Source organism: Streptomyces sp. NPDC058051, assembly GCF_042885475.1.
Taxonomy (GTDB): Bacteria; Actinomycetota; Actinomycetes; order Streptomycetales; family Streptomycetaceae; genus Streptomyces.
Genome location: NZ_JBHVRW010000016.1, coordinates 1 through 21842, shown reverse-complemented (window position 1 = coordinate 21842; position 21842 = coordinate 1). Strand labels below are relative to the sequence as shown.

The following is a 21842-nucleotide window of genomic DNA, read 5'->3' as shown; positions in this document are numbered from 1 at the left end:
CCGTTCATCAGCACTCCCCCGCGTACAGGAGAATTCAGGTCATGAGCAACCCCCAGCAGCTGCGTTACAGCAAGGAGCACGAGTGGCTGTCGGCCGTCGAGGACGGTGTGGCCACGATCGGCATCACGGAGTTCGCCGCCAACGCGCTCGGCGATGTCGTCTACGCCCAGCTCCCGGAGGTCGGTGACACGGTGACCGCGGGCGAGACCTGCGGCGAGCTGGAGTCGACCAAGTCGGTGAGCGACCTGTACTCGCCGGTGACCGGCGAGGTCACCGCCGCGAACCAGGACGTCGTGGACGACCCGTCGCTGGTGAACTCCGCTCCCTTCGAGGGCGGCTGGCTGTTCAAGGTACGCGTGGCGGAGGAGCCGAAGGACCTGCTCTCCGCCGACGAGTACACCGCGTTCTCCGGCAACTGAGACCCCAAGGGACCACCTGATGTCGCTTCTCAACTCCTCCCTCCACGAGCTGGACCCGGACGTCGCCGCCGCTGTCGACGCCGAGCTCCACCGCCAGCAGTCCACCCTCGAAATGATCGCCTCGGAGAACTTCGCTCCGGTCGCGGTCATGGAGGCCCAGGGCTCCGTCCTGACCAACAAGTACGCCGAGGGCTACCCCGGCCGCCGCTACTACGGCGGCTGCGAGCACGTCGACGTCGTCGAGCAGATCGCCATCGACCGCATCAAGGCGCTGTTCGGCGCCGAGGCCGCGAACGTCCAGCCGCACTCCGGCGCACAGGCCAACGCCGCCGCGATGTTCGCGCTGCTGAAGCCGGGCGACACCATCATGGGCCTGAACCTGGCCCACGGCGGGCACCTGACCCACGGCATGAAGATCAACTTCTCCGGCAAGCTCTACAACGTGGTCCCGTACCACGTCGACGAGACCGGCGTCGTGGACATGGCCGAGGTCGAGCGTCTGGCCAAGGAGTCCAAGCCGAAGCTGATCGTCGCCGGCTGGTCCGCGTACCCGCGCCAGCTGGACTTCGCCGCCTTCCGCCGCATCGCGGACGAGGTCGGCGCGTACCTGATGGTCGACATGGCGCACTTCGCCGGACTGGTCGCCGCGGGCCTGCACCCCAACCCGGTGCCGCACGCCCACGTCGTCACGACCACCACGCACAAGACCCTCGGCGGTCCGCGCGGCGGCGTCATCCTGTCGACGCAGGAGCTCGCCAAGAAGATCAACTCCGCGGTCTTCCCGGGCCAGCAGGGCGGTCCGCTGGAGCACGTGATCGCGGCCAAGGCGGTCTCGTTCAAGGTCGCGGCGAGCGAGGAGTTCAAGGAGCGCCAGCAGCGCACCCTGGACGGCGCCCGCATCCTCGCCGAGCGTCTGGTCCAGCCGGACGTCACCGAGGTCGGCGTCTCCGTGCTCTCCGGCGGTACGGACGTCCACCTGGTCCTCGTCGACCTGCGCAACTCCGAGCTGGACGGCCAGCAGGCCGAGGACCGCCTCCACGAGATCGGCATCACGGTCAACCGGAACGCCATCCCGAACGACCCGCGACCGCCCATGGTCACCTCGGGCCTGCGGATCGGTACGCCGGCCCTGGCCACCCGCGGTTTCCAGGCCGAGGACTTCACCGAGGTCGCGGAGATCATCGCGTCGGCGCTCAAGCCGTCCTACGACGCGGACGGCCTGAAGGCCCGCGTCGTCGCGCTGGCCGAGAAGTTCCCGCTGTACCCCGGCCTGAAGTAGGTCCGGAACGCGGACCGGCCCGAGGTACGCACCGGGCTCGGCCCGTCCCGACGTGGTTCGGGACACAGTTCGTCACCTTTCGGGCGGGGCACCACGCACACTGGCCAGTGAGCGTGGTGCCCCATCCCTTGTCCCCACCGCTCTTCGGGCCGACCGGCCCGTACCGCACCACCTGGCAGACGACGGCGTCTACCAACCCTGAGGAGTTCCCCGTGGCCATCTCGGTCTTCGACCTGTTCTCGATCGGCATCGGCCCGTCCAGCTCCCATACGGTCGGCCCGATGCGCGCCGCCCGTATGTTCGCGCGCCGGCTGAAGAACGAGGGCCTGATCGCCCACACCGCCGTGATACGCGCCGAGCTGTACGGCTCGCTCGGTGCGACCGGCCACGGCCACGGCACCCCGAAGGCCGTCCTCCTCGGCCTGGAGGGCGAGTCGCCCCGCACGGTCGACGTGGAGTCCGCCGACGAACGGGTGGAGCGGATCCGCACCACCGGCCGGATCAACCTGCTCGGTATGCACGAGATCGACTTCGACGCCGACGCACACCTGGTCCTGCACCGCCGCAAGGCGCTTCCCTACCACGCCAACGGCATGACGATCTTCGCGTTCGACCACGAGGGCGCCCTTCTCCTGGAGAAGACCTACTACTCCGTCGGGGGCGGCTTCGTCGTCGACGAGGACGCGGTGGGCGAGGACCGGATCGTCCTCGACGACACCGTGCTGAAGCACCCCTTCCGCACGGGCGACGAGCTGCTGCGGCTCTCGAAGGACACCGGTCTGTCGATCTCCTCGCTGATGCTGGAGAACGAGAAGGCGTGGCGCACCGAGGACGAGATCCGCGCGGGTCTGCTGGACATCTGGCGCGTCATGCAGGCCTGCGTCTCGCGCGGCATGTCGCGCGAGGGCATCCTGCCGGGCGGCCTCAAGGTCCGCCGCCGTGCCGCGACCAGCGCGCGCCAGCTGCGTGCCGAGGGCGATCCGCAGACCCACGCGATGGAGTGGATCACTCTCTACGCGATGGCGGTCAACGAGGAGAACGCGGCGGGTGGCCGCGTCGTCACCGCACCCACCAACGGCGCCGCGGGCATCATCCCGGCCGTGCTGCACTACTACATGAACTTCGCGGCCGGCGGCGCCACCGAGTCGGAGAAGGAGGACGGCGTCGTCCGCTTCCTCCTCGCCGCCGGGGCCATCGGCATGCTCTTCAAGGAGAACGCCTCCATCTCCGGCGCCGAGGTCGGCTGCCAGGGCGAGGTCGGCTCCGCCTGCTCCATGGCCGCGGGCGCCCTCGCCGAGGTGCTCGGCGGCAGCCCCGAGCAGGTCGAGAACGCCGCCGAGATCGGCATGGAACACAACCTCGGCCTGACCTGCGACCCGGTGGGCGGCCTCGTCCAGATCCCCTGCATCGAGCGCAACGGCATGGCCGCGGTCAAGGCCGTCACGGCGGCGAAGATGGCACTGCGCGGCGACGGCAGCCACAAGGTCTCCCTCGACAAGGTCATCAAGACCATGAAGGAGACGGGCGCGGACATGAGCGTGAAGTACAAGGAGACGGCGCGCGGCGGGCTTGCGGTGAACATCATCGAGTGCTGACGGGACAGGCCCTGACCAGTGCCTTTGCATCTTTCGGCGCTGTCGGGGCCTTCCCTGCTTACGCGGCGGAAAGTCCCTGGCCCCCCCTGGGACAGACGTGAAAGTCCCTGCGAAATCCCTGGGAAATCACTTGCGGATGGGCGTCTGACCTGCAGGTTCGTGGCGCACAGTCAAGGACGGAAGCTCTGCCCCCCACCATCTGAATGTATCAAATCGATCCCCTAGACACACCAAAGGGGTATCATTCGATACATGAGTGCTGCTGAAATCTCGCGCCTGGAGCAGCGGCTGGCCGGTCTCTCCCCGACATTCACGACAGCGCAGGCACGTCAGGCCCTGCTCTCCGCTCGCGATCTGGCATACCTGGTCACCGAAGGGGAGATAGATGAACTGTCCCGTGGTGTGTACCGGCGGGCAGACGCGCCGGAGACCGCATACGCAGACCTACTGGCCGTGTGTACGCGGGCGCCTCGCGCTGTCCTGTGCGGGGAGTCCGCCCTGGCTCTGCACGAGCTGATCGACGACATCCCCAGTGCCGTACACATCGCCGTACCACGCGGATCACGCCGTCCCGCGATCTCTTATCCCCCGACCGTGGTGGCGCAGTACGCGGCGAAGACCTTCAACCTTGGCGTCGAACGGTTCGAGGCCGCACCAGGAGAGACCATTCCCGCATACAACGCCGCCCGCAGCGTCGTCGACGCGATGCGCCACCGTGGCAGAATCGGCGAGACCATGGCCCTGTCCGCACTCGGTCGCTACCTGCGTCGCAGCGGGCGGAGTGGGGTCGGCGAACTCCAACTCATCGCCCGCGAGCTGGGCGCGCTCTCCGTCATCCGCCCCGCCGTAGAGGCGGTGCTCGCCTGATGGTCAACCCAACTCGCGATACCACCGCAGGCCGCGTCTACAACGACCTGCGCAATCTGGCTCGTCGCAACGGCCGTTCAACGGACGAGGTCATGGTCGAGTACGTACTCGAACGCTTCCTGTACCGCCTGGCAGCATCCCCCCTCGGCCGCGAGCACTTCGTCCTCAAGGGCGGCCTGCTGCTCGCCCAGTTCGGCGCCCGCCGGATGACCCGTGACATCGACATCCTCGGCCGCGCGTTCTCTGGCGAGGAAGCCGAGATCATCCGCAGAATCGCCGCGATCGCCACCACTGAGGTCGACGACGGCGTGGCATACGACTCCGCCACGCTCAGAACCGTACCCATCCGAGAGGAAGACGAGTATCACGGCCTACGGCTGTCCATGGCCGCATCGATCGCTCGGGCACGTCTCAAGCTCCAACTGGACATCAGCTTCGGCGACCCCGTCACTCCCGGACCTCAGACCATCAACTACCCGCAGCAGCTCACCGCGGACAGCTTCCAACTTTTCGGTTACCCGCTCGCCACCGTCATCGCCGAGAAGCTCTCCACCGCCATCTCGCTCGGCGATCTCAACACCCGCGACCGGGATTACGCGGACCTCTACCGCCTGCTGACGCTCAACAACCTCAACGGCGAAGAACTGGCCGCAGCCCTGACCGCCACCGCCACACACCGCGGCATCGAGCTGAAGCCCCTCAGCGCCGCGATCACCGACCTCGCCAAGCGCCGCCAATCCTCCTACGCCGCCTGGCTCCGCCGACAGGGGCCTTCCTCGGCCGGCTATCCGAATCTCTTCACTGACGTGGTCGGCCTAGTCATCGCATTCGCAGACCCACTGCTCGCAGGCACTGCCGCCACACGTAGTTGGAACAGCTCAGCCAGTACGTGGACGTGATCCAGCTCCCTGATACACCGCAGGAGATGCCCACCCCCTGAAGCGTCAATGACGTCCCGTCACTGACTGTCGGAGGCGCGTCCGACACACGGAGTGGTGGATGCCCAGTCGTTCGTGACACCAGGGAAATGCGGGAACTTCCCATCCGTAGGACACCGTTGCGAACCGGGGCTACGTGGGTCCGGAACAGTGGGTCCGGAGCCCGGCGGCCAAGGCAAGGAGGCTGCGGGCGCGAGCAGGAAGCAAGGAGGACCCGTTCGACCCCGGCGATCACGCTGCGAGGACCGCATCCGAAACGCGGAGGCAGGCACCGGGGTGGGCGCCTGCCTCCCGGTCGACAGCAACTACACGGTAATGGTCGTCACATAGGCGGCTGTGGCCTTTACTCCACCTGCACAATGACTGGTGGAGAGTATACCGGCCTTCACCCAGGGGCCGACTCCCGAGTATTTTCCATTGCAGTAGAGCATGACGGCGTGGCGGCGATTGGACGGAAGCTGCGGACAGGACGAATATCCGGTGCCACCGCCCTGGTCTGCGTCTATGGCGTAGAACTTCGCTTTGCATCCCCAGCGGGTCTCGGAATCCGCTGCCGCCGATCCGGCGGTCGATATGATCCCCGTCATCGCCATCGCGGATATGACGAATGCCGTCACTGTTCGTCTCAAGGCGTTCCCCCTTCATTGCCGTTGGTTCGATTACGCCGACGAGCGTAGCCCGACGTCACAACAGGCCGACAGGACAGTGGGGTGCTGTTACCGGTCTCGCACGAGGTGAGAACACGTTCGTCACCGAAGCCGCCCGGACGGCCGGCCGGTGTCGTCTGCACGGTGGCCCGTCCGGTCAACTCTGTGTCCCGGGCAGGTGACATCGGGCCCTGCGCCCCGGCTGCGGAGCAGCCCGGTGTCACAACCCCTCTCATCGGCCGCCCACTCCGGGCCTCGGCCGGTGATCGTCGTCGTCTGCGGCAGCATCGTCCCGCCCACCGAAGCCATCGCCCGCCACGCCGGCAAGCTGCTCGCCGCCGTCGGCCTGCACGGCCACAAGTACGCCCTCGGCGCCCTCGGCGCCCTCGCGGCTGCCACCGCACTGGCCTCGCCCGCTCCAGGAACCGTCTTGACCTCAGCCCCCCGAAGATCTCCTGATGCTGAGCGGCCCCGGCGTACGCGTGGTGAAGATCTGACCCGCACCGCAACTCATGGCGGAGAGAGCTGCCCGGACACGGCACGCTTCACCAGTACGCGAGGCAGCGCCCCCGGTCCGAGGTCTGTCGATGCCGTCCCTGCTTCTTGCTCGACGTCCTGGCACCGTCCTTGCCGGGTGCCGACGCGCCGGATGCCTCGCAGGCTCGCAGTGAAACTGTCGCTCACAGGTAGAGCTGGCGCTTGCAGGTGCCGCAGTGGGTCTTGCCGTCGCGTTGCTCGGTCTGCCGGTGCTCGCACGTCAGGGGCTTGTTCGTGGCCGGGTCCGTGGTCCTGTTCCCGGACGCGCTCCCCGCCCTGTTCCCGTACGTGCTCCCGGTCGTACTCCTGAATGTGTGCCTGGCCTCCGTCCTTTCCGTCAGGTCTCCCCCGCGGGCGGGTACGGCGGGCTGCGCGGTGGGGGCGGCAGCGGGTGCGTCCCTGTCGTGCGACTGGAGGCGCACCATGTGGTTGAGTTCCGCGACGCACGGGCCGCACGCATACATGTCACCCGTCGCACCAGGGGTGCGTACGGAGCCGATCCACAGCACGCGCACGCCCGCGCGTCGGCAGTACAGCCAACAGGTCCCCGTCACCCACGCGTTGCCGTCGTCCGGCTGCGCGACCAGCGGCCACGCGTCGCGCCACGGACGTGCGACGGCCGGGGCGAAGATCATCCCGCGCGTCCGGTCGCGTCGTCGGAGACGCGACGGGCCTCGTACTCCGGCTCCGCCGTCGCGCCCTGCTCGATGGTGAACGGGACGTGGCGGAAGTCCCGCCGGGTCACCGCGCCGCCCCCTTCTCGATGACCGCCGCCAGCGCGCAGGCCACGGGCGCGGAGCAGTCGCCGAGGGTCACCAGGGCGTATCCGGCGCCGTCGGTGCGCGCCACGGGACGGACGTCCAGCGCGGGAAGCTGGATGCCTGCCCGCCGGAGCGCCGCGCCGAGCGCGTCGCGCGCTTCCTCGGCTTCGTTGATCTTCTTGACCGCTCGCCGCTGCGTCGTCATGAGTTCCGCTCCGTTCGCCCAACACCTGCGTGAGATGCGAGGACTTCGACTACTGTGCGTGTTCCGGGCATTACGAGAATGGACCCGGAACAGGGAACGAACACCATCGGCGGGCTGTACTTCCCCGGCCCCGGCGGTAGTTCCACACCTTCCACGGAGGAGCACGTCATGCCGCCGAGACGGGTGGTCACGGGGCGGAGCCAGCAACCACGTCAACGGTTCGTCGAGGAGCTGCGGTTACTCCGCTCGCAGCGCGGACACAGCCTGCGCAAGCTGGGTGAAGTGCTCGGCTGGGACTGGTCGTTGTTCGGCAAGATGGAAAGCGGCGAGACCCTGGGCGGTCCGGAGGTCGTGCAGGCACTCGACCAGTACTACGGGACGCCCGGCCTCCTGCTCACGCTGTGGGAGCTGGCCGTAGGTGACCCGACCCAGTTCCGCGAGCAGTACCGCCGGTACATGACCTTGGAGGCGGAGGCGGTGAGCCTGTGGCAGCACTCCGTGAGCGCCCCGCCGGGTCTGCTCCAGACGGGCGGATACGCACGCGAAGCACTCGCGGCGGGCGGCATCCGGAGCGAAGAACTGAACCAGCAGGTCGAAGCGCGCATAGGGCGACGGAAGCTGCTGGAGAGGGACGACGCACCGCCGTTCCGCGTCATCCTCTCCGAGGCGGTGCTGCGCACGCAGTTGCGCGACGCCCAGGCATGGCGGGAGCAGGTGGAATATCTGGCCGAGGCGTCGGACCGCCCCAACATCACCCTCCACGTACTGCCGTTCAGTGCCGGTCCTCACGGTCTGATGAACACCGACACCATGTTCCTGCGGCTGCCGGACGGTCGTACCGTGGCCTACACCGAGAACGACGTACGTGGTGAACTGATCGAGGAATCAAGCAGAGTCGAGCGTGTGCAGCGCAGATATGATGCGGTGCGTGACCTGGCGCTGTCCCCGGTCGCGTCACGGAAGTTCATCATGCGGATGTTGGAGGAAGTGCCGTGCGAGCCATCGACCTGAGCAATGTGACATGGCGCAAGAGCAGCCACAGCAACACGGACGGCGGCAACTGCATCGAGGTCTCCGACGACTTCCTGAGCGCCGTCGCCTGGCGCAAGTCCAGCTACAGCAACTCGGACGGCGGCGCGTGCATCGAGGTCGCCGACGGCTTTCCCGCCGTCGTGCCCGTGCGTGACAGCAAGAACCCGGACGGCCCCGCGCTCATCTTCGAGTCGGCCGCCTGGTCGTCGTTCGTGACCGCCGCCAAGGGCGGGGACTTCACCGTCTGAGCCACGCGACAGCCTTCGAACGACCGGCCCTCGCCCGACAGCGGGGGCCGTCGTCGTGCCGGAGCGCCAGCGAAGTCCGCGAGAGCCGGTCACCGTGGTCCACTGTGCGATGCGCCGCGGAGCGTTCCCCCGGGGCTGAGTCCAGAGGCGCGGACACCGACCGGCCCTGCCGGGCCCCACGCGGCGAGAAGTGCCGCCGCCGAGCGCACCAGTGGACGCCCGGCGTGTCCCAACCGCTCGGCGGCCCGCACGACATCGGCCAGGACGTCCGGATCGTGTGCCTGGACGCCGAGTGCCAGCAGCGGATCGAGGTGCACGGCCCAGGCCGTACGTACGGGGGCCGGGGCGGTCCCGGCCGCTTCGGTCGCCCTGCGCAGCCACTGCCGGATCTCCTCGGGGTCCGCGCGTGGCAAAGGGAATCCGGTGAGGTCCGGGGCCCGGGTGCGCTGCGTGTCCGGGCTTCGAACGGTGGCGGCGAGGGCAGCCGCGAGGGTGGTGTGGTAGCAGGTGCCGAAGAGGTAGGCGGTGGCGCGGTCGCCCGTGAGACCGGCCAGGACCTCGGGGTGGTGCACGGGGCTGGGCACGGCACCGTCGGCGTGCTGGGCGGCGGCCAGGGCGTTCCACCCGGCGAGCCTCAGCGGCCCCGGCCCCGCGTTCTCGTTCTCGTTCTCGTTCTCGTTCTCGTTCTCCCAGCCGTCGTCCAGGGCCGCGTCGCACAGCAGCAGTTCCGCCAGGAGGTCCAGACCGCCCCGGGCGAGGTGGACGCCGAGCAGCACCCGTACCGTCTCGCGCACCTCGGCCACCGCCCCGCTCCGGTCGGGCAGACGGCGGTGGTGTCCGAAGTCCGTCACGTAGAAGAGGACATGGGTCAGCGCGTACGTCTCGCTCCCGGTCAGTTGGAGGACGTCGGGGCCCCGGGCGGCGACGCTCTCCCGGTAGAGCGCGCCGATTCCCGGCAGCGCGGGGGGAGCCGTGAAGCCGCCGCGGTCGATGAAGTAGCGCAGCTCGGCCCTGGAGAGGACCGGTTTGTACGGGCGGCAGTGGCCGCCCGCGTCCGCCGCGAGCAGTGCCTCGCAGGCCGTGCGCAACGCGGGATGGGGGCGGCCGAGCAATTCCAGGAGCGCGGTCAGGTTGAGGTGGTACGGGAAGAACGCGTCGCCACGGTGCAGGCCGCGCACGAAGTCGGCGTCGTGGACGGCCTCTTCGGCGAGGGTCAGTGCGCGACGGCACACGGGTGCGTCCCTGGTCACGATGCCCGACCGGTCCAGCACCCGCACCAGTGCGAGGAGTTCGAGGAGAGGGCCGGGACGGAAAGGGCGGCGGGGCAGGAACTCCTCCCAGCGACGCGGCGCGAACCACTCCAGGTGCGTCTCGATCCAGCGCAACGCACCCGTCAGCACCCGCCGGGCCGCCTGCTCCTCGTCGTCGAGAGGCGCACCGACGGCCCGCGCGTGGGCCGGGAGCGCGGGCCAGTCGGCGTTCATCGTCCGCTCCGCAGTCTCAGCAGCGCCAGGCCGGCCACGAGCATTCCGGCCAGTGCGCAGAGGTCCACCAGGGGCGGCAGCAGGCCGCCGCCGTCCAGCAGGGTCTGACGGGCCAGATCGACGGCGTACGTCATGGGGTTGATGTGCATGATCCAGCCCAGCCAGGCCGGAACGTCCTTGGCGCTGAAGACCGATCCGGACAGGAACAGCATGGGGAACATGACGAGTTGGACGGTGGCCTGGAGCGTCTGGACCCGTGTGATGACGGTGGCCAGACAGAGTCCGATGACGCTGAACACGGTGGCGGCGAGCGCGTAGCAGCCGACCCCGGCGGCGAACCGGCCCGCGGTCAGTTCCACCCCCATCAGCGGCGAGAAGGCGAGCATCACCGCGCTCTGCACGGTCACCGTCCCCGCTCCCGCCACGACCTTTCCCAGAGGCAGGCAGACACGGGGCACGGGAGCGACGAGGAGTTCACGCAGGACGCCGTACTCGCGGTCCCAGGCGTATGTCTGACCGGAGGCGACCCCGATCGAGACGACCTGGATGGCGATGATCCCGGGGAAGACATAGGCGCTGAACGGGACCTGGCCGACCGCGCCGATCATCCCGTCGAAGCCGACCGCGTAGACCAGGACGAAGAAGAGGATCTGCGCGGCCTGACTGAGCAGCACACCGGGACGCCTGCCCTGCCGCAGCAGATCGCGATGGGCGATGACGCCGACGGCGAGCAGCGCCACCCTCAGCCGGCCGTCACGCGCGCCACGGGGCAGTGCGCCGGCGATGGTCACGGTCATGGTGTGCCCACGCCTTCCCGCGTCTGTTCCGGTCCGCTCCGGCCGGCAGCCGCCACGTAGACGTCGTTCATGGACGGATGGTGCACGGACACGGTCAGTGCCGGGACGTCCAGCGCCCGTACCAGCTCCGCGACCCGGGCCTCCGGGTCGGCGCAGTGCACCGCGACTCCGCCGGGCCCGATCAGCGGCTCGAAGCCGGCGGCGCGCAGCTGCCGGGCGGCGGCCTCGTCGTCCGCGCAGCTCACCACGCAACGGGACGATTCCAGGCTGCTCTTGAGCTGGGCGACGCTGCCCCGCCGGACAACCCGGCCCTGGCGCAGGATGACGATCTCGTCGGCATACTCCGCCTCGTCCATGTAGTGCGTCGCGTACAGGACGGTGACGCCCAGATCGTCGCGCAACCGCAGCAGATCGTTCCACACGGTGGCGCGCGCGGTCGGGTCCAGGCCGTTGGTGGGCTCGTCCAGGATGATCAGGCCGGGGCGGTGCAGCAGGGCGCGGGCGATCTCGACCCGTCTGGCGAGTCCGCCGGACAGCTCCTCGACGGGCTGACGCCGCCGGTCGGTGAGGTCGAAGCGCTCCAGCATCAGGTCGATCCCGGCTCGCGCGTCCGCCCGCTTCATGCCGAACAGGCGGGCGTGGAACCACAGGTTGCGCTCGACAGAGAGTTCCTTGTCCAGGGTGCGTTCCTGGAAGACGAGCCCGAGGCGGCGGCGTGCGGCGGCCGGGGCCTCGCGGACGTCCTGGCCGAAGATCCGGACCGTCCCCGCATCGGGCCGGGACGCGGTCGACACCGCACCCAGCAGGCTCGACTTCCCCGCACCGTTGGGGCCGAGCAGCGCGGTGACCCGGCCCGGTGGCGAGCTGATCGACACGCCCTGTACGGCGGTCGCCCGGCCGTGACGCACGACGAGACCGATCACCTCGAAGGCGGGAGGGCCGTGCGCCTCGGACGAGGTTGCGGGAGCGTCGGACGGGGTTGCGGACGCTTCGGACGGGGTTGCGGGCACGTCGGACGGGGTTGCGGGCGCTTCGGACGGGGTTGCGGGCGCTTCGGCCGAAGTGCCGGACGCGTCGCCCGCCTGCGTCGGCCGGCCGGTCATGCCAGCCCCAGGGTGCGGTCCCACGGGTGGGGGCCGCGGCCGACGGGCAGGAGCGCGAGGGCGACGCCCGCGGCGCCCTCCAGCATGCCCGCGGTGTTCACCGCACGGTGCGGTACGGGTGAGCGGGCGGCGGCGGGGAAGCGCATGAGGTGGCGGAACCCGAAGGGGGCGTTCTCATCGGCGCACGCCAGTACCTTGCCGGTCAGGCGACGGCGTCCGGCGTGCAGTTCGGGATCGCCCGTCGCCTCGGCCACGCGGGCCACGATGCGCAGCAGGCCGGCGTAGCCGTGGCAGACCGTGGCCCCCTCGATCGCCCACGCCGATTCGTCGCGCCGGAGTGCGACCCGTAGCGCGTCGGCAGCGGTGGCGCACCAGTCCGGCCGGTCCAGGGCGGTCCCGGCCCGGAAGAGGGCTGCGGCGACCCCCGGGGTGCCGTAGCACCAGGCGGTACGGGTGAACAGCTCGCGTGGACGCCGCGGCGCCAGTTCGTGCTCCCAGGCGGCCCGCGCGGGCCAGTACGGTCCGGTCTCGTCGCGCAGTGTCCAGCCGAGCAGCCAGTCGGCGATGCGGTGGATGGCGTCGCGGATGTCCGGCGTCCCGTGCCCGGCCTCGTAGGCCGAGCTGAGCACGGCGAGCGGTCCGGCGATGCCGTGGGCCATCCCGAGGTTGAAGTCCCCGCGGGGGTAGGTCTCGCGGTCCCGGGCGCCGACCTGGAGCCCGGCGGGCACCCACCATCCGGGGATCTGATGGCCGTCGACCGGGACCGGAGCGGTGAGGTCGACGAGGTGGCGGAGGGAAGCGGCGAGCGCCGCCTCGACGGCGGGACCGGCCTCGGCGGGGTCGGCCACCGAGTCCAGGAGCAGTCGGGTCGTCCCCGAAACACCGTTGACCAGGTCGTACGCGGCCCAGTCGACACCGGTGGCACCGCCCTGGGCGCGGGCACGGAAGAGACGCAGCCGCTCGGTCTGGTCCTCGGCGACCCAGGCCGCCAGCCCCCGCCGCAGGGAACGGTAGTGCCCTTCCGGGCCCGCGCAGGTCTGGGCGGCGGCGAGCAGCGCGGCCGGTCCCGAGAACAGGCCCCGGCTCGGCGCGGCCCCCATGACGCGCCCGGCGGCGGCGAGGTGACGGTGAGCGGTTCGCCGCCGGGCGTCGTCGGTACGGGCCAGTTCGCCATGGAGGAGCGCGGTGCCGGGGAGGCCGTTGGCGAGCGTCAGAGGGCCCCACATGACGGCGCCGTAGACCGGGTCGCGGTTGTCGTCGTGCGAGGCCACGGCGGCGATGTGTTCGGGGTCGGCGAGCCGCTCGGCAACGAGGTGGACGATCTCATCGGTTCGGGCGGACTCGTGGGTCGAGGCGGACCCGTGGGTCGGGGCGGTGCTGTCGGTTCGAGTGGTGCTGTCAGTTCGAGTGGTGCTGTCGGTTCCAGTGGTGCTGTCGGTCCGGGCGGACTCGTCGGTTCCGACATCGCTGGGGGGATTCACTGTCGGTACCTCCGGCGGTTGGCGTGATCCTGTACAGCGCCGCGGGCGACGCCCAGCACGGTCAGCTCGCGGGCGCTGGAACCGCCGAAGAGGCGGTTGCACACCATGTGCAGCAGACTGCCGACGACCCGGCCCTCCGCCGTGTCCCCGGACTCCCGTACGCGTGCCGCCAGTCGGCGCACCTCCCGGTCGCGCGGGCGCAGCGCGTCGAGGACGCGGATCCCGGCCGGATCCCCGGTGAGCGCCGGCCAGCCGCCGTAAGGGTCGACGAGGTGGCGCCAGCGTGCGGAACGGGCGCGGAAGGCCGTGGGCAGGTCGCGGCGCTCGCCGGTCATGGACAGCCAGGTCGCGGCACAGTCGTCGCCATAGCTCTCGGTGAACCGCGGACCGGTGCGGGTCGGCGGTCCGAAGGCGTGGGCCAGCGCGGCGCAGGAGACGACGGCGAGATCGTCGACGTCGTAGCCGTTCGCCGGGTCCTTGGCCACGCGCAGCAGCTCGACGGCGGCTTCGCTGTCGTACCGGAAGACCTCCTCGGCCTGCCGCCGGGCGGAGGGTCCGCCGTAGCGCTCGGTCTCCGGGTCGTACTGGTCGAGGGTGTGGCCGCGCAGCAGCCCCGCCAGCTGCCACCCCCGGAGCAGCTCGCCGACCGCCGGAGCGACGGCCCCCCACAGCTCGTCCGGACGGGCGCCGTGCAACCGCAGGCGCACATGGTGGCCGGTGTCGTCGGTGTACCGGACGAAGAACCATCCGTCGGCGCCGTTCCGCCCTGCCACGTCGACCAGTTCGGGGATGTGATCACGCAGCAGGTCGTCCTGGGTACGGACGGAGCCGTGCAGTTTGAGGTAGAGCCACTCTCCGCCGAGGCCGTGGACAGTGCGGGTGGAACGTGCGATGGGTGCGGTAGGTGGAGTGTGAGCGGTGCGTGGGGCGTGTGCCGTGGGTGGGGTGTGAGCGATGCGTGGGGTGTCTGCGGTAGGTGGGGCGTGTGCGGTACATGGGGTGCGTGCGGCCGCAGCGTCGGCTTCGGTGGCACGGCGCGCCCCTGCATACGGCCTGCGGCGGGGATGGCCGGCCTCGCGGCGGACCATCGGCACGACCAGTTCGACGGTGTGCCCGGCGAGTGGGCTGTCCAGCCAGTTCTCGTACTCACCGGGGACTTCCTGGGCGATCAGGTCGGGATGGCGCAGCAACTGGTCGAACAGCAACTCGCGGTGCCACGCGTCGTCGAGATCGAGCAGCAGCCGCTGGTCGGCGGTGACCGCGAGGATGTGGCGCGGTACGTCCCAGGCGGCCCGCCAGTCGGCGATCGACCGCTCCCGGTCGGCCACGCGCGCGTCGTCGCTCCGCGCGCGCGTCTCCTGGGCCCGCGCGTGGAGCACGTCCAGTCGCCAGACGGCACAGGCCAGTACGAACCGTCCGTAGCGCACCCGCGGCACGAAGGGCGCGTCGGCGAACGGGCCCCAGTTCCACGGCTCCCAGAGCCGTTGGCCCTCCAGTCCGATCTCCCACAGCAGCCGCACGGCGTTGGGGGCCTGGGCGGGTGCACTGATCATGTTGCCGAGTACGGGCACGATCTCGCGGCCGGTGGGCATGTGCACGGCGGTCAGCCGGTTCAGAGTGGCACCGATCCCGATGTCGCTCAGGCGCAGTTCCTCGGTGTCGGGGGCGTCGGGGAGCCCGACACCGATGCGACGGCCGGTGGCCGGGGCGGTGTGGGCGAGGTTCGCGGCCCGGCCCGAACGCGGCCTGAAGGCAAGATCGACGGGGAACGCGTCCTGGATGTGCACCGGGTTGTCCCGGTGCAGTGCGGCGAACTCAGCGCGCCAGTCGGGGTGCTGGTCGGCGAACCGGGCGAAGGTGGAACCGGCCCGGTGCGATCCGGGCGAGGGCGACAGGAAGACGCGGAACTCGCCCTCGTCCAGCGCCTCCACCGAGGGGGCGACGACCTGCACCGTCACCTCGCAGGAGTTGGGTACGTCCGCGTGGTCGGCCGTGTCGTGGCACAGCTCGTCGAGGTCCGTGTCGCGGAGGACGACCTCGCGCCGTCCGGCGCGCTGTGCGAGCGCGACCAGCCGGGCCATGGCACGGTCCCGGCGGGCGGTGCGGGGGACGTCGGGCGAAACGGGCGGGGCCTCGCTGTTGGGCCAGCCGTAGCCGGCCGGGGCGCCCGGTCCGGTCGATGCGTCGAGCAGCTCCAGGACTGGCACGAGCCGGTCGGCCCCGTACACGTCGAGGAAGCGGCGGTGGTGGTCGCGCAGGGCGAGCAGCCCGAGCTTGGGGCGGGAGAGCCGCCACATCACACCGGTGGCTGCCTCGATCTCCTCCCGCACCGCGTACGGCAGGCGCACAGCGGCATCGAGGCGGGTGTCGACGTGCAGGGGCGTGTCGTCGGGCTCCGCCGAACGGGCCGTGCTCAACAGCCGGTTCAGACGCGGGCGCCCGTCCCCGACGGGCGTGGCGTCGTACTCCTGCCGTTGCCGTTCCACGTCCAGCAGCGTGTCCCGTATCCGCCGGGTCTCCTCGGACGGGTCGACGACCGCGGCGAGCAGACCGAGGACATGGTGCAGCGGGTCGCCGCCGTCCAGGGGCGGGCGCAACCCGGTGACGAGGATCTCCTGGCGGACCAGATCGACGAGCAGGCCGCGTACCCGCTCGGGTGGTGCGCCGGGGAACGCCTCGGTGGTGCGCCGGAGCAGTTCCTCGTACGGCAGGGGTGAGGCGGCCTCGGCCACGGCTCGTTCGACGACCGGGGTCCTGCGTACGGACACCGTGGAGCGTCCCTCGCCGCCCGCGCCCGGAGGCACCCCCTGGGTGGAGGGCGCGGTGAGGACGAGCCGGTTGCCGCGCGGGACCAGGGCCTGGTGGGCCTGGACGGTGAGCGTGGACAGGACGGCCGGGTCTCGTTCGAGACGATGGCCGATCCGGGTGAGCCACTGCATGTCGGCGTGGGTACGGGTGCGGTGCGCCGTGCCGCGCTCGACCTCGGCCGTGGGGCCGAACTGCCCTCGGGCGACACCCGCGAACAGGCCGAAGGGGGTGGGCCTGGTCCGCATCCTGATGTCGTAGCGGAGCAGGGCGAGCGCGGCCCGGCGCAGCTGCCCCGCCTTGATGCCGGCCGCGCCGTGGTCGGTGACGCGGCGGACCATGGAGGCGAGGCTGGGGGACGCGAGGTCGAGGGCCTCGCCCAGCACCCCGTCCACGGGAACGGAGGCGAGCAGGTCGGCGCAGGCGGCGAGGGACCGGGGGTCGGCCCCGACGGGGACGCGCAGACCGGATCCTCCCCGGTCCCGGGCCTCTGCCGGAAGCAGCGGCGCACGGTACAGGAAGACGTCCCTCGCCTCGAACGGTGCCTCGAACGGTGCCTCCCGCGGCGGTTCCCTCACGGGTGTCCCCCCTCTCGTCCTCGTCCCGGCAGGCCCGGGAACAGCCCGTGGAGCCGGGCCGGTATCCGCCCGACCCCAGGGATGCGCGCCGTCAACAGCAGTGGCTGCAGCCGGAGCCGCCGCCCTCGCTGGTGCAGCCGGGGGTGCAGTAGGAGACGCTCGTGATGGCGGGTCCGGCGACGGACTGCTCCACGCCGATCTCCAGGTCGAGATCGAACAGGTTCGTATCGTTCTGTGACTGCGGACTGGCCTTGATTCCCATGCTGGCTCCTTACGGAAAACCGAACGATGGTCACGGATCGTGACCTGTCCCTCACCATCCATGGCCGCCCACCGCCGTTCAATAGGTTCGCTTCCGCTTGGCAGTCCTGGCAGTCCGGGCAGTCCCCGCAGTCCGCTCCGCGGCGGGCCGGGTTCATTACCACGGAGGCCCGTGGCGCGGCTGTCGCACACCACTCCCCCGGCTGAAAAATCGGCCCTCGTGGCGACGGACAGTGAACCGGCCGTCACTTTCTTGATACGTACCTGGTGTGTGCTCGGACGAAGCTCTGCTATCCGCCGTCGCCCACGGCGACCAGACCGCTCTACGAACCCTCTACGAGAGGCATGCCGGCGCAATGCTCCGCCTCATCCGCAGACTCACCTCGGACCAGGGCGTGTCCGAGGAGATCCTGCAGGAGACCTGGCTGGCCGTCTGGCGCTCGGCCGCGGGATTCCGTGGCGACTCCTCCGTACGGGGCTGGCTGATGGGCGTGGCCAGACGGCAGGCACACAACCAGCTCCGCAGGTCACGGCCGCACCTGACGGATCTGTCGGAGGCGCGGCATGTGGCCGACTCGGCGCCGAGCGTCGAGGACCAGATCGTGGTGGAGTCCGAACACACCGCCTTACGGACAGCCGTGCGCGCGCTTCCCGAGCATCTGCGTGAGGTCCTCGCGCTGGTGCTGTTCGAGGAGATGGCCTACCCGGAGGTGGCTGCCGCGCTCGCCATTCCTGTGGGCACCGTCAAGAGCCGCATGTCCCACGCCCGAAGGCGCCTGGGCGCCATGCTCGCCGCCACCCGGCTGGAAGGATCGGGACAGCTATGAGCGATCACCTCTCAGACGACGTCCTGGCATGTCTGGCGCGAGCCGGAGCCCTCGCCCCGCACCGTGGTGGACACCTGGCCGACTGCTCCGACTGCCGTACGAGATTGGCAGTTTGGCAGGACATCACGTGTGCCGTGCGCGCCGAAGCGGCGGAAGAGGCCGTGCCCGTACCGTCCTTCGACGGCTTGCTGGGGGCCCTGCCCACCGCTGTCGGCCCCGTGAGCACGAGCGGCGGGCCCCCGGCCGTGCCGGTCGCCGTGCACGGACGGAGCGCCCGCGTCGGGTCCGGCAGCCTGCGCATCCCCCCGGCCCGGCCCGGACCGGCCGCGAACGGCGGACGCCGCGCGGCTCCCGGCCTCGCCCGGCCCTGGCGGACCGCGTGGCAACTGGCCAGGGGACAGGCGCTGCTGATGCCCGGGCTGTGGGCACCGCTCAGCGCGATCTTCCTGGTCGCCGCAGCCCTTGTGGCATCGGCCCAGGTGCACGAACGGCTCGGGGTGCGGCTGTTCGGCGCGTCCGTCGTGCTGCTGGTGCTGTTCGGGGCGCTGATCGTCGCCTCGCCACGGCGGGATCCCCGGCGCGAGCTGCTGTTCACGCTGCCGGTGCCGCCCGCAGCGGTGTTCCTGGCCAGGCTGGCGGTGGTTCTCTGCGTCGATCTGGCACTCGCCATGATCTGTTCGGTGCTCGTTCAGGGGCCCGGCTGGTGGGCGGTGGTGGCCAGTTGGCTCGGCGAATCACTGCTGGCCGCGTCGCTCGCGCTCGCGCTCTCCGTCCGCTTCTCACCACCGGTGGGCGCGGCGGCGGGCGGCACGCTCTGGTTCCTGGGCGTGGTGGGCGGTCCGCACGGACTGTTCAGCACACCGGTCGACGCGTTCTTGGACGTGATCCTCGCGACGACACCGTGGACGATCGCCTCGGCCGCCGTCCTGCTGGCCTGGGCCGCTCGTGCCATGCGGTCCTACCGCGAGCCCGCACCGTCCTAGTGCCGCAACAGACAGGGATTGCCCGCCGCGGCACCGGCCGGGCGCCCGCGCGCGATACGTCGCTCACACGGCTGGTCGTCGGCTCCAGGCGTGAACCGCCACAGGCCGGACCGCTACGTACGGGGTGTACGGGAGGCTGGGGAACGACGGGAGGAGCAGCGCCATGGCCGCTGCATCATGGTGGGCCCACGAAGCACGCCGCTGTGGAAAGCAAGCGATCGTGCTGCCGGTTCTGGCCGCGCTCCTGGCATCCGCGGCAGTGGCCGCAGGCCCCGGCGCGGGAGTGGTCCTGGACCGCGCGCTGCTGAGCTGCGCGCTCCCCACCGCCACGGCCCTGGTCTGTGCGGCAGCGGTGGCACGCGAGCCGATGCTGGAGCTCCATCTGTCGCTGCCCACCCCCTATCCACGCACCGTCGCCCGCCGGTTGGCCTGGCCCGGCTCCGTCGCGTCGATCGCCGCTCTCGCTCTGGCAGGGCTGGTGGCTGCCACCGGACATCGCCCCGGCCCCGTGGTCACCCTGCTGGAACTGGCCGGTCTGACCGCGTTCCTGAGCGGGGCCGCCGTGTGGTCGGCGGTCCGGACCGGATCGGCCGCGCCGTCCGCCGGTCTGGTCGTCGCCGTCGTCCTCGCCAAACTGCTCCTGATCGACCAGGTGGTACCGGAAGGAGTGGGGCAGGCGATTCCCGCGCTGCTGGCCGGCGCCTGGCTGACCGCGCTCGCACTGCGTGCGCTCGGCCCGGCCGGACGCCCCGGCGCCCGGCTCGGCAGCGGTGCGGGCGCACATGTCGGCCCCCGGGAGGCATGATGACCGCCCTGCTGTGGACCCTGCGCTACGAAGCCCTGATGGCGGCTCGCCGAAAGGTCGTATGGGGTGCGGTGCTGCCCCTGGTCCTGCTCAGCCTGCTCCTGGTCGCCACCTCACCCGTCATCACCGGCCACAGCGATCCGGCCGCCAGAGCCGGGGCGGCAGCGGTGGTCATCAACACCTTCTGCACCCTCGGCGTGGGCATCGCGCTCGCCGACCGCTTGCACCGCTCCCTCGAAGCCCGCGGCATGACGGAGCTGTTGGCCGCCACTCCTGCCGGACCGCTTCCGCGAACCGCCGGGATACTGGGCGGCCCCCTCCTGACCGCCCTGGCGCCGGTCGCCGGTCTCTTCCTGCTGTACGCCGCGGTGTTCTCGGTGGCCGAGGGTTCCCCGGCACCGTTCGGCTCGGCGGTCGTCTCGCTGGTGGCGGTCATCGTTCCGGCGGCCCTGCTGGTCACCACTTTCGCCGGACTCCTCGGCGTACTGCTTCCGGTGGCCGCGGCGCGCGCCGTCACGGTCGTGGTGTGGCTGTGGGCCTGTCATTTCCCACCGGCCTTCTCACCCCTTCCCACGCCGACCGGCACCGTCCTCTCCCCGCTCGGCGGCTACCCGCTGGTCGCCTGGGCGCACGCCCCCGAGGTGTGGGCAGCCCGGCAGGGCACCGGCGCGCTGCGGCCCGCAGTCGGCGACGCGACCGCGGGGGTGAACGTCGCCCTCGTCCTCACGATGGCCGCGGTCTGCTACGCGCTCGGCCATTTCGTCGCCCGCATCAGACGACACGGAGCATCATGAACATCACCACGGAACGACTCACCAAGGTCCACCCCGGCGGCTTCCGCGCGCTGAACGCAGTCGATCTCCACATCGAGAGCGGCACGGTGGGACTGCTCGGCGCCAACGGAGCAGGCAAGACCACCCTGTTGCGCATCCTGACGGGCGTGCTGCGGCCCACCTCGGGCCGGGTGTTCGTCGCCGGACACGACCTGTCGACCGGCGCCGGACTCGCCGCCGTCAAACGCACCCTGGGCTATCTTCCGCAGGAACTGTCCCTCTACCCCGACCTCACCACACGCGAGTTCCTCGACTACATCGGCGTGCTCAAGGGCATGCACGACAAGCGTGAGCGCCACCGTCAGGTCGACGAGCGGATCGCCGAAGTCGGCCTGGACGAAAGGGCCGACGAGCGGCTGGCAGGGTTCTCCGGCGGTATGAAGCGACGGGTCGGCATCGCACAGGCATTGATGGGCGCCCCCTCGGTGCTGATCGTGGACGAGCCCACGACCGGCCTCGACCCGCACGAACGGATGCGCTTCCGCGCGCTGCTCGCCCGTCTCGGTCACGGCCGCACCGTGCTGCTCTCCACCCACATCCTCGACGATGTCGCCCAGACCTGCCCCGAAGTGGCCGTGCTCGCCGCCGGCCGTCTGGTCTTCCACGACTCGACCACCGCTCTGGTCAGCCAGGCAGCCGGCTGCACCTACGTGTGGCGGGCCGGGAGCTCCACCGAAGGGCCGCCGCCGGGCGCCGAAGTGGTGAGCGCGGTGACCACCTCCGAAGGCACCGAGTACCGCGTCGTCACCACCACACCACCCACCCGTGCCCGCCCGGTCGAGCCGACTCTGGAGGACGGTTACGCCGCCCTGCTGGACGCCGACGGCCAGGCACACCCCACCAGCATTCCGACAGTGAGGTAGCCGACACGTGATCGCGAAGAACCGGTACGCAGCCGTCACATACGCAGCCGTCACAGCCGTGGCAGGTCTGGCGCTGCTGACACTGACCGCCTGCGGGGGCAGTGGCCGCAGCGAGCCGACCACCACCGATCCCGTACCGCTCCCGAGCCCGACCGCCACCAAGCAGCGGATCAGTGAAAAGAACCTCGGCTACACCTGGCCGTTGACGGTCGATCACGGCACCGCCGAATGCCGTAAGGGCGACCAGGCCGTCTTCACCGTCCCCGACGGCATGACGTACGCGCTCAACGACCGTGCTCGGGACGCCGGTTATGACGACATCGCACCCGTGCGGGTGTCCGGGGACAGCGGCGACAAGGTGAGCCTCGGCTCACTGATCAGCAGGACCCTGAAGCTCTGCAAGGCGGGCCGATGACGGGACACGGATGGGCGCGGGCGCGGGGGGCGCGGGCGCGGGCGGCGCGGGCGCGGGCGGCGCGGGCGCGGGCGGCGCG

Annotated in this window: 21 protein-coding genes and 2 pseudogenes; 14 read left to right on the top strand and 9 right to left on the bottom strand. The window is 70.7% G+C overall.

What is annotated here, in order from left to right; genetic code table 11:
* Positions 1 to 41 precede the first annotated feature (41 nt).
* From gcvH to ACFVUT_RS23830, 4 genes are all read left to right on the top strand, one after another.
* On the top strand, positions 42 to 419 hold the full coding sequence (gene gcvH / locus ACFVUT_RS23845; RefSeq protein ID WP_389656777.1) for a glycine cleavage system protein GcvH: 378 nt from the start codon (positions 42 to 44) through the stop codon (positions 417 to 419).
* A gap of 19 nt (positions 420 to 438) precedes the next feature.
* Complete coding sequence (gene glyA / locus ACFVUT_RS23840; RefSeq protein WP_389656774.1) at positions 439 to 1698, top strand: serine hydroxymethyltransferase; 1260 nt, start codon at positions 439 to 441, stop codon at positions 1696 to 1698.
* Between the two features lie 212 nt (positions 1699 to 1910).
* The gene (locus tag ACFVUT_RS23835; RefSeq protein ID WP_389656771.1) at positions 1911 to 3293 is read left to right on the top strand and encodes an L-serine ammonia-lyase; all 1383 of its coding nucleotides are present in this window, start codon (positions 1911 to 1913) and stop codon (positions 3291 to 3293) included.
* Positions 3294 to 3545: 252 nt separating this feature from the next.
* Complete coding sequence (locus tag ACFVUT_RS23830) at positions 3546 to 4160, top strand: type IV toxin-antitoxin system AbiEi family antitoxin domain-containing protein (RefSeq protein WP_389656768.1); 615 nt, start codon at positions 3546 to 3548, stop codon at positions 4158 to 4160.
* 37 nt (positions 4161 to 4197) lie between these two features.
* Here ACFVUT_RS23830 and ACFVUT_RS23825 read toward each other — a convergent pair.
* Positions 4198 to 4344: pseudogene (locus ACFVUT_RS23825) on the bottom strand (hypothetical protein); the annotation flags it as partial.
* On the opposite strand from ACFVUT_RS23825, the gene ACFVUT_RS23820 reads away from it, so the two are divergent.
* The gene (locus ACFVUT_RS23820) at positions 4280 to 5059 is read left to right on the top strand and encodes a nucleotidyl transferase AbiEii/AbiGii toxin family protein (RefSeq protein WP_389656969.1); all 780 of its coding nucleotides are present in this window, start codon (positions 4280 to 4282) and stop codon (positions 5057 to 5059) included. The pseudogene ACFVUT_RS23825 and the gene ACFVUT_RS23820 sit on opposite strands and share 65 nt — an antisense overlap.
* A 969-nt stretch (positions 5060 to 6028) precedes the next feature.
* Positions 6029 to 6242: pseudogene (locus ACFVUT_RS23815) on the top strand (DNA-binding protein); the annotation flags it as partial.
* Positions 6243 to 6425: 183 nt separating this feature from the next.
* On the opposite strand, the gene ACFVUT_RS23810 reads toward ACFVUT_RS23815, so the two are convergent.
* Complete coding sequence (locus tag ACFVUT_RS23810) at positions 6426 to 6917, bottom strand: hypothetical protein (protein WP_389656765.1); 492 nt, start codon at positions 6915 to 6917, stop codon at positions 6426 to 6428.
* 106 nt (positions 6918 to 7023) lie between these two features.
* On the bottom strand, positions 7024 to 7248 hold the full coding sequence (locus tag ACFVUT_RS23805) for a hypothetical protein (RefSeq protein WP_389656762.1): 225 nt from the start codon (positions 7246 to 7248) through the stop codon (positions 7024 to 7026).
* A gap of 168 nt (positions 7249 to 7416) precedes the next feature.
* On the opposite strand from ACFVUT_RS23805, the gene ACFVUT_RS23800 reads away from it, so the two are divergent.
* Positions 7417 to 8259, top strand: coding sequence for a helix-turn-helix domain-containing protein (locus tag ACFVUT_RS23800; protein WP_389656759.1), 843 nt, complete (start codon positions 7417 to 7419; stop codon positions 8257 to 8259).
* Complete coding sequence (locus ACFVUT_RS23795) at positions 8241 to 8528, top strand: DUF397 domain-containing protein (protein ID WP_389656756.1); 288 nt, start codon at positions 8241 to 8243, stop codon at positions 8526 to 8528. Before ACFVUT_RS23800 ends, ACFVUT_RS23795 begins: the two co-directional genes overlap by 19 nt.
* Before the next feature lie 89 nt (positions 8529 to 8617).
* Here ACFVUT_RS23795 and ACFVUT_RS23790 read toward each other — a convergent pair whose 3' ends face one another.
* From ACFVUT_RS23790 to ACFVUT_RS23765, 6 genes are all read right to left on the bottom strand, one after another.
* Complete coding sequence (locus ACFVUT_RS23790) at positions 8618 to 10012, bottom strand: DUF6895 family protein (protein WP_389656753.1); 1395 nt, start codon at positions 10010 to 10012, stop codon at positions 8618 to 8620.
* Complete coding sequence (locus tag ACFVUT_RS23785) at positions 10009 to 10809, bottom strand: ABC transporter permease (RefSeq protein WP_389656750.1); 801 nt, start codon at positions 10807 to 10809, stop codon at positions 10009 to 10011. Before ACFVUT_RS23785 ends, ACFVUT_RS23790 begins: the two co-directional genes overlap by 4 nt.
* The gene (locus ACFVUT_RS23780) at positions 10806 to 11912 is read right to left on the bottom strand and encodes an ATP-binding cassette domain-containing protein (RefSeq protein WP_389656747.1); all 1107 of its coding nucleotides are present in this window, start codon (positions 11910 to 11912) and stop codon (positions 10806 to 10808) included. Before ACFVUT_RS23780 ends, ACFVUT_RS23785 begins: the two co-directional genes overlap by 4 nt.
* Complete coding sequence (locus ACFVUT_RS23775) at positions 11909 to 13393, bottom strand: lanthionine synthetase C family protein (RefSeq protein ID WP_389656744.1); 1485 nt, start codon at positions 13391 to 13393, stop codon at positions 11909 to 11911. The genes ACFVUT_RS23780 and ACFVUT_RS23775 overlap by 4 nt, the downstream gene beginning before the upstream one ends.
* Positions 13390 to 16776 (bottom strand): lantibiotic dehydratase, encoded by a 3387-nt coding sequence (locus ACFVUT_RS23770; protein WP_389656741.1) that lies wholly within the window; start codon positions 16774 to 16776, stop codon positions 13390 to 13392. The genes ACFVUT_RS23775 and ACFVUT_RS23770 overlap by 4 nt, the downstream gene beginning before the upstream one ends.
* A gap of 91 nt (positions 16777 to 16867) precedes the next feature.
* Positions 16868 to 17038 carry a gallidermin/nisin family lantibiotic gene (locus tag ACFVUT_RS23765; RefSeq protein ID WP_389656738.1) on the bottom strand — a complete coding sequence of 57 codons (171 nt, stop codon included), beginning with the start codon at positions 17036 to 17038 and terminating at the stop codon, positions 16868 to 16870.
* A 268-nt stretch (positions 17039 to 17306) separates the two neighbouring features.
* Between ACFVUT_RS23765 and ACFVUT_RS23760 the strand changes: the two genes are divergently transcribed.
* From ACFVUT_RS23760 to ACFVUT_RS23735, 6 genes are all read left to right on the top strand, one after another.
* Positions 17307 to 17864 carry an RNA polymerase sigma factor gene (locus tag ACFVUT_RS23760; protein WP_389656735.1) on the top strand — a complete coding sequence of 186 codons (558 nt, stop codon included), beginning with the start codon at positions 17307 to 17309 and terminating at the stop codon, positions 17862 to 17864.
* On the top strand, positions 17861 to 18847 hold the full coding sequence (locus ACFVUT_RS23755; RefSeq protein WP_389656733.1) for a hypothetical protein: 987 nt from the start codon (positions 17861 to 17863) through the stop codon (positions 18845 to 18847). Before ACFVUT_RS23760 ends, ACFVUT_RS23755 begins: the two co-directional genes overlap by 4 nt.
* A gap of 163 nt (positions 18848 to 19010) precedes the next feature.
* The gene (locus tag ACFVUT_RS23750) at positions 19011 to 19652 is read left to right on the top strand and encodes a hypothetical protein (protein WP_389656730.1); all 642 of its coding nucleotides are present in this window, start codon (positions 19011 to 19013) and stop codon (positions 19650 to 19652) included.
* The gene (locus ACFVUT_RS23745; RefSeq protein WP_389671036.1) at positions 19652 to 20446 is read left to right on the top strand and encodes a hypothetical protein; all 795 of its coding nucleotides are present in this window, start codon (positions 19652 to 19654) and stop codon (positions 20444 to 20446) included. Before ACFVUT_RS23750 ends, ACFVUT_RS23745 begins: the two co-directional genes overlap by 1 nt.
* Entirely contained in the window at positions 20443 to 21348 is a 906-nt protein-coding gene (locus ACFVUT_RS23740; RefSeq protein ID WP_389656724.1) for an ABC transporter ATP-binding protein, read from the top strand. The genes ACFVUT_RS23745 and ACFVUT_RS23740 overlap by 4 nt, the downstream gene beginning before the upstream one ends.
* Positions 21349 to 21355: 7 nt before the next feature.
* Positions 21356 to 21763, top strand: coding sequence for a DUF2511 domain-containing protein (locus ACFVUT_RS23735; protein ID WP_389656721.1), 408 nt, complete (start codon positions 21356 to 21358; stop codon positions 21761 to 21763).
* Positions 21764 to 21842: the final 79 nt, after the last annotated feature.